General features: G+C 61.5%; 15 protein-coding genes. 7 read left to right on the plus strand and 8 right to left on the minus strand.

Features of this window, described 5'->3' with window-relative positions; translation table 11 throughout:
- Positions 1-8 precede the first annotated feature (8 nt).
- On the plus strand, positions 9-686 hold the full coding sequence (locus tag MUM_RS0100470; RefSeq protein WP_003214228.1) for a response regulator transcription factor: 678 nt from the start codon (positions 9-11) through the stop codon (positions 684-686).
- Positions 683-2,029, plus strand: a complete 1,347-nt coding sequence (locus tag MUM_RS0100475) for an ATP-binding protein (protein ID WP_010165788.1) — start codon at positions 683-685, stop codon at positions 2,027-2,029. The genes MUM_RS0100470 and MUM_RS0100475 overlap by 4 nt, the downstream gene beginning before the upstream one ends.
- Before the next feature lie 120 nt (positions 2,030-2,149).
- Here the strand turns inward: MUM_RS0100475 and MUM_RS0100480 are convergent, their stop codons facing one another.
- Positions 2,150-3,148: an AraC family transcriptional regulator gene (locus tag MUM_RS0100480; protein ID WP_010165791.1), complete on the minus strand. Its 999-nt coding sequence runs from the start codon at positions 3,146-3,148 to the stop codon at positions 2,150-2,152.
- A gap of 338 nt (positions 3,149-3,486) precedes the next feature.
- On the opposite strand from MUM_RS0100480, the gene MUM_RS0100485 reads away from it, so the two are divergent.
- Both MUM_RS0100485 and MUM_RS0100490 read left to right on the plus strand, forming a co-directional pair.
- Complete coding sequence (locus tag MUM_RS0100485; protein WP_010165794.1) at positions 3,487-4,821, plus strand: dicarboxylate/amino acid:cation symporter; 1,335 nt, start codon at positions 3,487-3,489, stop codon at positions 4,819-4,821.
- Positions 4,822-4,971: 150 nt separating this feature from the next.
- On the plus strand, positions 4,972-6,153 hold the full coding sequence (locus tag MUM_RS0100490) for a CaiB/BaiF CoA transferase family protein (RefSeq protein ID WP_010165796.1): 1,182 nt from the start codon (positions 4,972-4,974) through the stop codon (positions 6,151-6,153).
- Positions 6,154-6,241: 88 nt separating this feature from the next.
- Here the strand turns inward: MUM_RS0100490 and MUM_RS0100495 are convergent, their stop codons facing one another.
- Together MUM_RS0100495 and MUM_RS0100500 are read right to left on the minus strand one after the other, a co-directional pair.
- Positions 6,242-6,736 (minus strand): SprT family zinc-dependent metalloprotease, encoded by a 495-nt coding sequence (locus MUM_RS0100495; protein ID WP_010165798.1) that lies wholly within the window; start codon positions 6,734-6,736, stop codon positions 6,242-6,244.
- Between the two features lie 129 nt (positions 6,737-6,865).
- Complete coding sequence (locus tag MUM_RS0100500) at positions 6,866-7,468, minus strand: Yip1 family protein (protein ID WP_004371402.1); 603 nt, start codon at positions 7,466-7,468, stop codon at positions 6,866-6,868.
- Between the two features lie 257 nt (positions 7,469-7,725).
- Here MUM_RS0100500 and ttcA point away from each other — a divergent pair, with 257 nt between their 5' ends.
- A complete protein-coding gene (gene ttcA / locus MUM_RS0100505; protein WP_010165804.1) occupies positions 7,726-8,550 on the plus strand; it encodes a tRNA 2-thiocytidine(32) synthetase TtcA in 825 nt (274 codons plus the stop codon).
- Positions 8,551-8,617: 67 nt separating this feature from the next.
- Positions 8,618-9,289, plus strand: a complete 672-nt coding sequence (locus MUM_RS0100510; RefSeq protein WP_010165806.1) for a DNA-3-methyladenine glycosylase I — start codon at positions 8,618-8,620, stop codon at positions 9,287-9,289.
- A 111-nt stretch (positions 9,290-9,400) separates the two neighbouring features.
- Here the strand turns inward: MUM_RS0100510 and MUM_RS0100515 are convergent, their stop codons facing one another.
- The 3 genes from MUM_RS0100515 to arsC are packed head-to-tail and all read right to left on the minus strand — an operon-like array spanning position 9,401 to position 10,768.
- Positions 9,401-9,820, minus strand: a complete 420-nt coding sequence (locus MUM_RS0100515; RefSeq protein WP_029615715.1) for a DUF2069 domain-containing protein — start codon at positions 9,818-9,820, stop codon at positions 9,401-9,403.
- The gene (wrbA, locus tag MUM_RS0100520) at positions 9,804-10,418 is read right to left on the minus strand and encodes an NAD(P)H:quinone oxidoreductase (protein ID WP_010165810.1); all 615 of its coding nucleotides are present in this window, start codon (positions 10,416-10,418) and stop codon (positions 9,804-9,806) included. The genes MUM_RS0100515 and wrbA overlap by 17 nt, the downstream gene beginning before the upstream one ends.
- Entirely contained in the window at positions 10,415-10,768 is a 354-nt protein-coding gene (gene arsC, locus MUM_RS0100525) for an arsenate reductase (glutaredoxin) (protein WP_010165812.1), read from the minus strand. Before arsC ends, wrbA begins: the two co-directional genes overlap by 4 nt.
- Before the next feature lie 115 nt (positions 10,769-10,883).
- On the opposite strand from arsC, the gene MUM_RS0100530 reads away from it, so the two are divergent.
- Complete coding sequence (locus tag MUM_RS0100530) at positions 10,884-11,345, plus strand: TlpA disulfide reductase family protein (RefSeq protein ID WP_010165813.1); 462 nt, start codon at positions 10,884-10,886, stop codon at positions 11,343-11,345.
- A gap of 99 nt (positions 11,346-11,444) precedes the next feature.
- On the opposite strand, the gene MUM_RS0100535 is transcribed toward MUM_RS0100530, so the two are convergent.
- Both MUM_RS0100535 and MUM_RS0100540 read right to left on the minus strand, forming a co-directional pair.
- A complete protein-coding gene (locus tag MUM_RS0100535) occupies positions 11,445-11,849 on the minus strand; it encodes an META domain-containing protein (protein WP_010165815.1) in 405 nt (134 codons plus the stop codon).
- The gene (locus MUM_RS0100540) at positions 11,846-12,286 is read right to left on the minus strand and encodes a hypothetical protein (protein ID WP_010165817.1); all 441 of its coding nucleotides are present in this window, start codon (positions 12,284-12,286) and stop codon (positions 11,846-11,848) included. Before MUM_RS0100540 ends, MUM_RS0100535 begins: the two co-directional genes overlap by 4 nt.
- Between the last annotated feature and the right edge of the window lie 25 nt (positions 12,287-12,311).

Raw genomic sequence — 12,311 nt, forward strand, 5'->3', positions numbered from 1 at the left:
AGAGCTTTATGAAATTGCTGGTTGTCGAAGATGAGGCGTTGCTGCGTCATCACCTGTTGACCCGCCTTACCGACAGCGGTCACGTGGTCGAGGCCGTCGCCAATGCCGAGGAGGCGCTGTACCAGACCGGGCAATTCAACCACGACCTGGCGATCATCGACCTGGGCCTGCCTGGCATGGGCGGCCTGGACCTGATCCGCCAACTGCGCGCCCAGGCCAAAACGTTTCCGATCCTGATCCTGACCGCCCGCGGCAACTGGCAGGACAAAGTCGAAGGCCTGGCCGCCGGTGCCGACGACTACGTGGTCAAGCCGTTCCAGTTCGAAGAACTGGAAGCGCGAATGAACGCACTGCTGCGCCGCTCCAGCGGGTTTACCCAATCGACCATCGTCGCCGGGCCGTTGCTGCTGGACCTCAATCGCAAGCAGGCGTCCCTCGACGAACAGCCGCTGGCGCTGACCGCCTACGAATACCGCATCCTCGAATACCTGATGCGTCACCATCAGCAGGTGGTCGCCAAGGACCGCTTGATGGAACAGCTCTACCCCGATGACGACGAGCGTGATCCGAACGTCATCGAAGTGCTGGTGGGCCGCCTGCGTCGCAAGCTGGAAGGCCCGGCAGGGTTCAAGCCGATCGACACCGTGCGCGGCCTGGGCTACCTGTTTAATGAGCGCTGCCGTTGATTCGCTCGTTACGTGTGCGGTTGATGCTCGCGGCCACCACCCTGGCCGTGCTGTTTATGCTGGCCTTGTTGCCGGCCATGCAGGGCGCCTTCAGCCTGGCCCTGCAGGACTCCATCGAGCAGCGCCTGGCGTCGGATGTCACGACGCTGATTTCGGCTGCCCGGGTTGAAAACAATCGCCTGCTGATGCCCGCGCAGTTGCCGGATGAGCGCTTCAACCTCACCGACAGCCGCCTGCTGGGCTACATCTATGACCGCGAAGGCCACCTGGTCTGGCGTTCGCGTGCCACCCAGGAAGAGAACATCAACTACAAGCCGCGCTATGACGGGCGCGGCAACGAGTTCGCACGGATTCGCGAGGCCAACGGCCAGGAATTTTTTGTCTATGACGTCGAGGTCAAGCTGCTGGGCGGCAAGAGCGCGGCATTCAGTATTGTCGCCCTGCAACCGGTGCGCGAATACCAACTGACCCTCGAAGGCCTGCGGGAAAACCTCTACCTGGGTTTCGGCGCCGCGTTGCTGGTGCTGCTCACCCTGTTGTGGCTGGGCCTGACCTGGGGCCTGCAAGCGCTGCGCCGGCTGAGCCAGGAGCTGGATGAGATCGAAGGCGGCACCCGGGAAAGCCTCAGCGAGCAACACCCCCGCGAACTGCTGCGCCTGACCGGCTCCCTCAACCGCTTGCTCCACAGCGAGCGCGAGCAACGCACCCGTTACCGCGATTCTCTGGACGACCTGGCCCACAGCCTGAAAACCCCGTTGGCGGTGTTGCAGGGCGTGAGCGAAGACATGGCCCAGCGCCCCGAAGACCGGGACCAGGCCTGGGTGCTGCAATCGCAGATCGAGCGCATGAGCCAGCAGATCAGCTACCAACTGCAACGCGCCAGCCTGCGTAAAAGTGGCCTGGTGCGTCACCAGGTGCGGCTGGAGCCGGTGCTGCAAAGCCTGTGCGACACCCTGGACAAGGTCTATCGCGACAAGGGTGTGAAGGTGGCTTTCGATTTGCCGGACGACTGTGACGTGCCGATCGAGAAGGGCGCCTTGCTGGAACTGCTCGGCAACCTGCTGGAAAACGCCTACCGCCTGTGCCTGAGCGAAGTGCGCATCAGCTTGCAGGAAAGCCTGGAAGGCACCGAGTTGTGCATCGAAGATGACGGCCCCGGCGTGCCGCCGGACCAGCGTGCGCGCATCCTGCAACGAGGCGAGCGGCTCGACCGCCAGCATCCGGGGCAGGGCATTGGCCTGGCGGTGGTCAAGGACATCATTGAAAGCTACAGCGCACGGTTGACCCTGGGGGATTCACCGCTAGGGGGGGCCGCGTTCAAGATTCACTTTCCGGCCGTGTGATCTTTATGGCTGCACCGGCCTCATCGCAGGCAAGCCAGCTCCCACATTGTGACTGTGTCCACAAATCAAACTGCGGGAGCCGGGCTTGCCCGCGATGAGGCGGGTACTGGCAACGCTTATCTAACTCTCTTGTGCTCTATAGGCCCCCGGCGTCAACCCGGTCCACTTCTTGAACGCCCGATGAAACGCCGACGGTTCGGAAAACCCCAACTGCTCGGCGATTTCCTGCAGCGACAAATCCGCCCGTCCCAAATGATAAATCGCAATGTCCCGGCGCAGTTCATCCTTGAGTGCCTGAAAGCTGGTGCCTTCTTCCCGCAAATGCCGACGCAGGGTCTGTGGGCTGATATGCAGGTGCTGGGCGACGGCTTCCAGGTCGGGCCAGGGCGTGCGGTCGCGGCTTAACAAGCGCCGCAACTGGCTGCTCAAACTGTCGCCTTCATCCGGGCGTGACAACAGGTCGGCCGGTGAACGTTCGAGGAAATGCTTGAGGGTGCGCTCGTCCTGCAACAGCGGCAGGCTCAGATAGCGGCTCGGAAACACCAGGCTGCTGGTGGGCGCGGAAAACACCTGCGGGCAGGGGAACAGCAAGTCGTACTCAGTGGCGTGGGGCGGCATCGGGTAGCTGAAGGTGGCCTGGTCCAGGCGGATACGCTGGCCGATCAGCCAACTGCCGAGGCGATGCCAGATCACCAGCAGGCATTCGCTGAGGAAGTGATCCGGGTCCCAGAGTTGCGAATCATCCAGGCTCAAGCGGGCCATTTCCCCCTCGCGCGTCAGGCGCCAGCGCGGACCCTGCGGGAATAGGCTATAAAATAATAGACCGCGTTCCAGAGCCTTCTCCAGGGTGCGGCAATGAATCAGCGCGTGGCACATCATGGCGAAAGTGCCGCGCTTGCTCGGGCCTTCGGCGAAATCCAGGTATTCGTCATCCAGCGCCAACCACAGCATCTGCAGCAGCCGGGTGAATTGTTCCGGGGCGATGCGGGCGCGGGGCTCGCTCAGCAATTCCGGGGTAATGCCCACTTGCTGCAGCAGGCCCGAGTAATCGAAACCGGCCCGGCGCGCACCGCCGAGGGCGGCCCGGGCGTAGTGACTGGCGATGGTACGTTCACGCATGAGGGGCCTCGTCCATTGAGTGGCGGATGTTAGCCATCCTGTGCGGGGGCAACAAGGCGGATATCCGCCAAATTGTAGGACGAGATCGGGCGGGTAGGCGGAAACCCGCCACTGTCTGTAGGCGCTGTCTGAAGCTGAAAATCCCCCGAGCGCTGATGTCTAAAGGCCTTCAGCGGTTTTCAGCAAATGTGGCACGACGCTTGCGATACAGAGCGCAGGGAGACCGGCCTTGAGCGGGCTCTCAAACAACAAATCCCTCCAGTGCAGGAGGGTTCGCAATTCAAGTGTCGTGGGCAATGGCGGATATTTGCCACACGAGACGATTGAGGAACTTTGCAATGACGACTCGTCAGCCACTGTACAAATCCCTGTATTTCCAGGTGATCGTTGCAATCGTTATCGGTATTTTGCTCGGTCACTTCTACCCGCAGACCGGCGTGGCCCTCAAGCCACTGGGTGACGGCTTTATCAAGCTGATCAAAATGGTCATCGCCCCGATCATCTTCTGCACCGTTGTCAGCGGCATCGCTGGCATGCAAAGCATGAAATCGGTCGGCAAAACCGGCGGCTACGCGCTGCTGTACTTCGAAATCGTTTCCACCATCGCCCTGCTGATCGGCCTGGTCGTGGTCAACGTTGTGCAACCGGGCGCCGGCATGCACATCGACGTGGCTACCCTGGACGCTTCGAAAGTCGCGGCCTACGTGACTGCCGGTGCAGACCAGAGCATCGTTGGCTTCCTGCTGAACGTGATCCCGAACACCATCGTTGGCGCGTTCGCCACCGGTGACATCCTGCAAGTGCTGATGTTCTCGGTGATCTTCGGTTTCGCCCTGCATCGCCTGGGTGCCTACGGCAAGCCGGTGCTGGACTTCATCGATCGTTTCGCCCACGTGATGTTCAACATCATCAACATGATCATGAAGCTCGCGCCACTCGGTGCCCTGGGCGCCATGGCGTTCACCATCGGTGCCTACGGTGTAGGTTCGCTGGTGCAGTTGGGCCAGTTGATGATCTGCTTCTACATCACCTGCATCCTGTTCGTGTTGATCGTGCTGGGTGGCATCTGCCGCGCTCACGGCTTCAGCGTCCTGAAACTGATCCGCTACATCCGTGAAGAACTGCTGATCGTACTGGGTACTTCCTCGTCCGAGTCCGCACTGCCACGCATGCTGATCAAAATGGAACGCCTGGGCGCCAAGAAGTCGGTAGTGGGTCTGGTTATCCCGACTGGCTACTCCTTCAACCTGGACGGTACTTCGATCTACCTGACCATGGCTGCCGTGTTCATCGCCCAGGCGACTGACACCCACATGGACATCACCCACCAGATCACCCTGTTGCTGGTACTGCTGCTGTCCTCCAAAGGCGCGGCTGGCGTAACCGGTTCGGGCTTCATCGTACTGGCCGCTACCCTGTCGGCTGTTGGCCACCTGCCGGTTGCCGGCCTGGCGCTGATCCTGGGTATCGACCGCTTCATGTCCGAAGCCCGCGCACTGACCAACCTGGTAGGCAACGCCGTTGCGACCCTGGTTGTGGCCAAGTGGGTCAAGGAACTGGACGAAGACAAACTGCAAGTCGAACTGGCTTCCGGTGGTCGCGGTATCTCCGAGACCCGTGAAGAAGACGACCTGGGCGTGGCCGAAGGCCCGACCCCAACCGCCGTCAAGTAAGGCTGCACCGCGTGTAAAAAACCCATCTTCGGATGGGTTTTTTTATGCCTGTTCGAGCACAACGGTCACTGTTGGTGTTGGTTAAGGTGATTGCCGCTTTCTGCCGGGATTGCCTACTCTGTGACTCATCGAACCGGAATCGGAGTCTTCATGTCAGGCCCCTTGGCGTCCCTCAAAGTACTGGATTTCTCCACCTTGCTGCCGGGGCCGTTTGCCTCGTTGCTGCTGGCCGACATGGGCGCCGAGGTGCTGCGCATCGAGTCACCCACGCGCATGGACCTGCTGCGGGTGTTGCCGCCCCATGACCAGGGTGTATCGGCCAGCCATGCCTACCTCAATCGCAACAAACGCAGCCTGGCCCTGGACCTCAAGCAGGCCGAGGCCGTGGCGATCGTGCGGCAGTTGGTGGCGGACTACGACATCGTGCTGGAGCAATTTCGTCCCGGGGTGATGGAGCGCCTGGGCCTGGGCTACGAGGCCTTGAAGGCGATCAACCCGAAGCTGATCTACGTCTCCATCACTGGCTACGGCCAGACCGGCCCCTACAAGGATCGCGCCGGCCATGACATCAACTACCTGGCGCTGGCCGGTATCGCCAGCTACACCGGGCGTCAGGACAGCGGCCCGTTGCCCCTGGGCGTGCAATTGGCGGATGTGGGCGGCGGCTCGTTGCACGCGGTGGTCGGCTTGCTGGCGGCGGTGATCGCCCGGCAGCAGAGCGGGGTGGGGCAATACCTGGATGTGAGCATGACCGACTGCGCGTTCAGCCTGAATGCCATGGCCGGCGCGGGTTACCTGGCGTGTGGCGTGGAGCCGGCGTGGGAGAACCAGGTGCTCAATGGCGGCAGCTTCTATGACTATTACCGTTCGAGGGAAGGGCGCTGGTTGTCGGTGGGCAGCCTGGAGCCGGCCTTTATGCAGCAGTTGTGTACGGCGCTCGGGCGGCCGGAGTTGGCCGCGCAGGGCTTGTCGCCCAAACCCGAGCAGCAGAAAACCCTCAAGCTGGCGCTGCAGGTCGAGTTCGAGAAACGCAGCTTTGATGAGCTGTGTGCGTTGTTTGCCGGAATTGATGCGTGTGTCGAACCGGTATTGGGCCTGAGCGAGGCTGTCGAGCACCCACAGTTGAAAGCCCGGGAGCTGATCAGCCAGGTGCCGCGGGGCGATGGATCCGCACAGGCGCAGATAGCCTGTCCGCTGAAGTTTTCCGAAGGCTTGCCGGCGGCCAGGCATATCGGTGCGGCATTGGGCGCTCACAGCGATGAGGTGTTGGCAGAGTTGGGCTTCGGTGCTCAGCAGATAGACGATCTGCGGCGTGCCAAGGTGATTCAGTAGCGCTTGGGCTGACGCTATCGCAGGCAAGCCAGCTCCCACAGTTGAAATGCATTCCAATGTGGGAGCTGGCTTGCCTGCGATGAGGCCCTTATTCCACCCTGGTTTCCCCGGTAAACACCAAAGTCTGCCGGCACCGGCGGCACAAATACCGCCGCCCCTGGCTCACCAGCCCATGACGCTGGGGCGAAAACGGGAAGTCGCTGTCGGCACACGGGCAGCGGTAGATATACCGCGTCACCCGCCGCCGCTGGATTTCATAGGTGTGGCAGCGATCCGGCGGCAGTTCGTAAACCCCACGCATGATCAACTGCCATTCCTCGCCATGGGGCTGGATGTGCTCGCCGAACAATTGGTGGGCAATCAGGTGTGCCACTTCATGGGCGACCGTCTGTTTAAGGAAGTGTTGGCTGTTTTCACGGTACAACTGCGGGTTGAAGCGCAGCAGGTTCTCGTGCAAATGCGCGACACCGGCCTTCTGGCCCCGCAGCTTGAGGCTGACCTGGGGGCGTTTGAAGCTTCGTTTGAAAAAGGATTCGGCTTGCAGGAAACAATCTTCGACGCGGGTATTGAGTTGCTCGGGCATGCTGTACATATCTCCAGAGACGTCCAGTATGCCGCAAACCAGGGTGTATCCGAATCTGTCAGGCGCCGAATGGTCATGCATAACGCACAAAGCCACCTTGCGGTGGCTTTTCCTGCGGGTTGAACCGCGTCAGTTGGTGTAGATCGGGCCTACGCCCAGCCCCCAGACGATCACGGTAAAGGCCATGATCGCCACCAGCACCACCAGGCCTACCGCCAGCACCGAGCTGGAAAACAGAAAACCTTCGTCCGGATGGATATTCATGAAGGTCGGCAGCCCTACGTACAGCAGGTAAACCGTGTAGCAAATGGCGGCCGTGCCGACGACCATCCCCAGCCACATATGCGGGTACAACGCGGCCAGCCCGCCGATAAACAGCGGTGTCGCGGTGTAGGTGGCAAACGCCACGCAGCGCGCCATGCTGGGGTTGGCGTCATAGGTGCGGGCCATCCAGTGAATGAACGCGCCCATCACCGCCACGCCACCGAGCATCGCGGCGTAAGACATGAGGGTCATCCACAACGCGCTTTCCACTGTCAGCATCACCGGGGCGCGGCTGCCGATCACCCAACCTACCTGAGTGGTACCGATAAAGGCTGATACAGCGGGGATCGCCGCGAGGATCAGCGTGTGGGTGAGGTACATGTGGCCGATGCTTTCTTCTTTATCGCCACGGATTTCCCGCCATTCCTGATCGGGGTGGGTGAAAAGTCCCACGACGTGATGGATCATGCCAGTCACTCCTGTCGTTATTACCATCGCCCCCCAGTGGAGCGCCCACGGGCCAATTGGCCTGAAAGGTCTGGATATATGTGCGACCTTATGTCGCAGTATAGGAAGTGATGACCTGAAAAACTGTAGGGCTTTAGAGCAAATTGCGCTGTAAACATTGGGCTTAATCGCGGCGGGGTCTGTTAATTGGAACTCGCTCGCCCATCCCGGTAAAATACCCGGCTTTTCGTCACACACCTTTCGCGGATCCAAGCGCCATGGGCACTCTTACGGTCAACCAGAACAAACTGCAAAAACGCCTGCGTCGCCAGGCCGGTGAGGCAGTCGCCGATTTCAACATGATCGAAGAGGGCGACAAGGTCATGGTCTGCCTGTCCGGCGGCAAGGACAGCTACACCATGCTCGACGTGCTGATGCACCTGCAAAAGGTTGCGCCGATCAAGTTCGAGATCGTCGCCGTGAACATGGACCAGAAGCAGCCGGGGTTTCCCGAGCATGTGCTGCCGGCCTACCTCAAGGAATTGGGGATCGAGTACCACATCGTCGAGAAAGACACCTACTCGGTGGTCAAGGAACTGGTCCCGGAAGGCAAGACCACCTGCTCGCTGTGCTCGCGCCTGCGCCGGGGCACGCTCTATACCTTTGCCGACGAGATCGGCGCGACCAAGATGGCCCTGGGTCATCACCGCGATGACATCGTCGAAACGTTCTTCCTGAACATGTTCTTCAACGGCAGCCTCAAGGCCATGCCGCCCAAGCTGCGGGCCGACGACGGGCGCAACGTGGTGATTCGCCCGCTGGCGTACTGCCATGAGAAAGACATCCAGGCGTACTCCGACCTCAAGCAATTCCCGATCATCCCGTGCAACCTCTGTGGCTCCCAGGAAAACCTGCAACGCCAGGTGGTCAAGGACATGCTCCAGGACTGGGACCGCAAGACTCCCGGCCGCGTCGACAGCATCTTCCGCAGCTTGCAGAACGTGCAGCCCTCGCAGTTGGCCGACCGTAACCTGTTCGACTTCACCAGCCTGCGTATCGACGAAAGTGCGGCTTCGCGCTTCGTCAACGTAGTGAACCTCTGAGCCATTTCACCGCTCTGACAGACGGCGCTCCTGGGCGCCGTTTTCATTTCAATCCTTAGGAGAGGGCATGCGCGATTACAAGTGGCTGCACGAATATTGTCTGAACCGTTTCGGTTCGGCGGCCGAGCTGGAAGCCCATCTGCCCGTGCCCCTGACCCCGGCGAAACTGCGCAAGATCAGCGATGACCGCTACCTGTCGACCCTGTCGCTGCGGGTGTTTCGCGCCGGCTTGAAGCACAGCGTGGTCGACGCCAAGTGGCCGGCATTCGAGCAGGTGTTCTTTGGGTTCGACCCGGAAAAAGTCGTGCTGATGGGGGCTGAACACCTGGAGCGGCTGATGCAGGACACGCGCATCATCCGCCACCTGGGCAAGCTCAAGAGCGTGCCGCGCAATGCGCAGATGATTCTGGATGTCGAGAAGGAAAAAGGCAGTTTCGGGGCGTTGATCGCTGACTGGCCGGTGACCGATATCGTCGGCCTGTGGAAGTACCTGAGCAAGCACGGCCACCAGTTGGGGGGGCTGTCGGCGCCGCGCTTTTTGCGGATGGTGGGCAAGGACACGTTCGTGCCGAGCTATGACGTGGTGGCGGCGCTGAACGCGCAGAAGATTGTCGACAAAGTACCGACCAGCCTGCGGGACCTGGCCACGGTACAGGGCGCGTTCAACCAGTGGCATGCCGAAAGCGGGCGGCCGATGTGCCAGTTGTCGATGATGTTGGCCTACACCGTTAACCACTGAGACCGACAAATAACCCTGTGGTGAGGGGGCTTTTGTGGTGAGGGAGCAAGCTCCCCAGCCACAACAAGCTCCCCAGCCACATTGATTGCGGCTTTGCCTGAATAAATGCATTCAGGCAGGCAAACCTTCCCCCGCCAACCGCCGATTCAACTGATGACGGTACCGCACATACATCAACGCTGTGCAGAACACCGCCAGGCTCGCCAGCATTTCCAGCACGCCAAACCATTGCCGGTTCGGGTCATACGCCGCCAGCGCGCCCTTGATGAAGTAAAGATTCACCACAAAGCACATCCACGAATGCCCGCGCGCGCTGCCCAGAATCATCCCCGGTGCCAGTAACAGCAGCGGCACCAGTTCGATCAGCAGAATCACCCACGGCCGCGCGCCATGCAGGTCGGCGAACACCAGGTAGTAGGCGCACAGCAACCCCACCAGACCCAGAAACGCCAGCAGGCTCAGCGCCCGCATCGCCTGGACCCGTGGCTCCAGCCAGGCCTGGGGCGGGAGTACCTTAGGCTTCCTGGCCACGGCCGTTCTCCAGTAGCGCGGCGGTCTTCGCCAGGCGCAGGCCGAGGGCGCGGCACAGGGCGATCTCGTGCTGATCCAGCGCACGCTTGCCGTCGGCACCGGAGTGGTGGCTGGCGCCGTAGGGCGTGCCGCCGCCTTTGGTGTCCAGCAACGCCTGTTCGCTGTAGGGCAAGCCGGTGATCAGCATGCCGTGGTGCAGCAGCGGCAGCAGCATCGACATCAGCGTGGTTTCCTGGCCGCCGTGCAGGCTGGCGGTAGAAGTGAACACCCCCGCCGGCTTGCCGACCAGGGCGCCGGTCAGCCACAGGTTGCTGGTGCCGTCGAGAAAGTACTTGAGCGGCGCGGCCATGTTGCCGAAACGGGTCGGGCTGCCCAGCGCCAGGCCGGAACAGTTCTGCAGGTCATCGAGGCTGCAGTACAGCGGACCGTCGGCTGGAATGCTCGGCGCCACGGCTTCGCACTCGCTGGAGATGGCCGGCACGGTACGCAGCCGCGCCTCAAGCCCGGCTTGCTCGACGCCCCGGGCAATCTGCCGGGCCATTTCGCTGACCGAGCCGTTGCGGCTGTAATACAACACCAGCACATACGGCGCACTCACGAAACCAGCTCCAGGACATTCTCCGGCGGGCGGCCGATCACGGCCTTGTCGGCGGTTTCGAGGATCGGGCGCTCCATCAGTTTCGGATGAGCGGCGATGGCGGCAATCAACTGCGCCTCGCTGAGGCTGGCGTCGGCCAGGTTGAGGGTTTTGTATTCGTCTTCGCCGGTACGCAGCAGTTGTCGCGCGCTGATCTTCAATTTGCCGAGCAAGGCCTGCAATTGCGCGGCGTCGAGCGGGGTTTCCAGGTAGCGCACCACGTTGGGTGTGAGGCCACGGGCTTCCAGCAGTTCGAGCGCACCGCGGGATTTCGAGCAGCGCGGGTTGTGATAAAGCGTCAGATCGGTCATGTGCGGGTCGCATCTTGCGTAAGGTGGCGGGTATTCTACCCGCGCTGCGCCACGTCCTTAAACCATGAGAGGCGATAGGCCGCAGCCAACGTTCATTTTTACGAAGGATTACCCCATGACGAGGCGACTGTTAGGCGCATTGGCAATCATCGGCACACTGCTGCTCAGCGGCTGTGGCAATGATTATGGCGTTGACCAATACGGTCAGAAAGTGGCCGCCGAGCGCCTGGACAAGCAATGGCTGGTGGTTAACTACTGGGCGGAGTGGTGTGGCCCGTGCCGTACCGAAATCCCTGAACTCAACGCCTTGGCCGAACAGCTCAAGGGCCAGTCGGTGGGGGTGTTCGGCGTGAACTTCGACAACGCCCAGGGTGAAGAACTCAAAAGCGCCAGCGAGAAACTGGGCATCAAGTTCACCGTACTGGCGCAGAACCCGGACGAAATCTTCGATATTCCTCGCAGCGAAGCCTTGCCGGTGACCTACATCATTGATGACAAGGGCAAGGTGCGCGAACAACTGATGGGTGAGCAGACGGCCGAGGGTGTGTTGGCCAAGCTCAAGGCGCTGCGCGGTTAAATGTAGGCGCTGGCTTGCCAGCGATGCAGGCAACTCGGTCTGTCAGCCAGACCGAGGTGACGCCATCGCGGGCAAGCCAGCTCCCACAGAAGCGAGGAATCAGCCTTCTTCCAGCCACAACCGCAACGGCTTGCCGTCCGCCGGCCAGAAACGGGTCTGTTCGATCGGCGAGATGTCCCAGCGCTGTACGCCCTGCAGGGCCTGGAAGAAACGGTGTTCCTGCTCCATCAACGCCTCGGCGCAGAGTTTGCGGGTGCTGCCGACCTTGCCGAAGCTCAGCTTGTCGCCGTCCAGGGTGTAGGGTGCAAACCAGTGGTTGCAGCCGCCGTTGCCGTAAGCCCGGCCATCGGCGCCGAGGGTCACGGTCAGGTGCGCGTAATCCATCAGCGGCCGCTCACCGATCCATTCCACCACGTAGCTGTGATCCTGCTTGAGCTTGACCTCATCGCTGGCGCAGCCCGCAAGGCCTGCGCCCAGCACGGCCAGCATCAGCACGGCTTTCATTGCGCGGCCTGCTGGCATTTCGGGCAGCGGTGCTTGTCACCCATCGTGGCCCAGCCCAGCTCGGTAACCCGTGCAGTAGCGGCCGGTTGCAGCGGCTCCTTGGTCAGCTTGGTTTCCACCGCGAATTCAAACTCCAGCACGTTGTCGCAGCTGTCGCAGTTGACCTTCCAGGTGTGAATCTCCAGCTCGCCGAATTTCGGCCCCTGGGCCATGGCGACCCACTGGCCCGCCGGGCGTATGGAGTAGCGCGCATCGCCTTCGACGGTGAGGCGCATCGACAGGGTTTTACTGCCGCGCAGGGTGACGATCAGAACGTCGCCGTGCTTGATCGAGCCACCGTTGCCGGTGACCTGATAACGGCCCGGCACCAGGGCGCGGCATTCGATCAGGGTGTGTTGCGGGCTCAGCAAGCTGAAGCGGAAATCGTGTTCGGCCATGGATCCTCCAAATAGGCGCGGCATC

It is taken from the genome of Pseudomonas sp. PAMC 25886, assembly GCF_000242655.1.
Lineage (GTDB): Bacteria > Pseudomonadota > Gammaproteobacteria > Pseudomonadales > Pseudomonadaceae > Aquipseudomonas.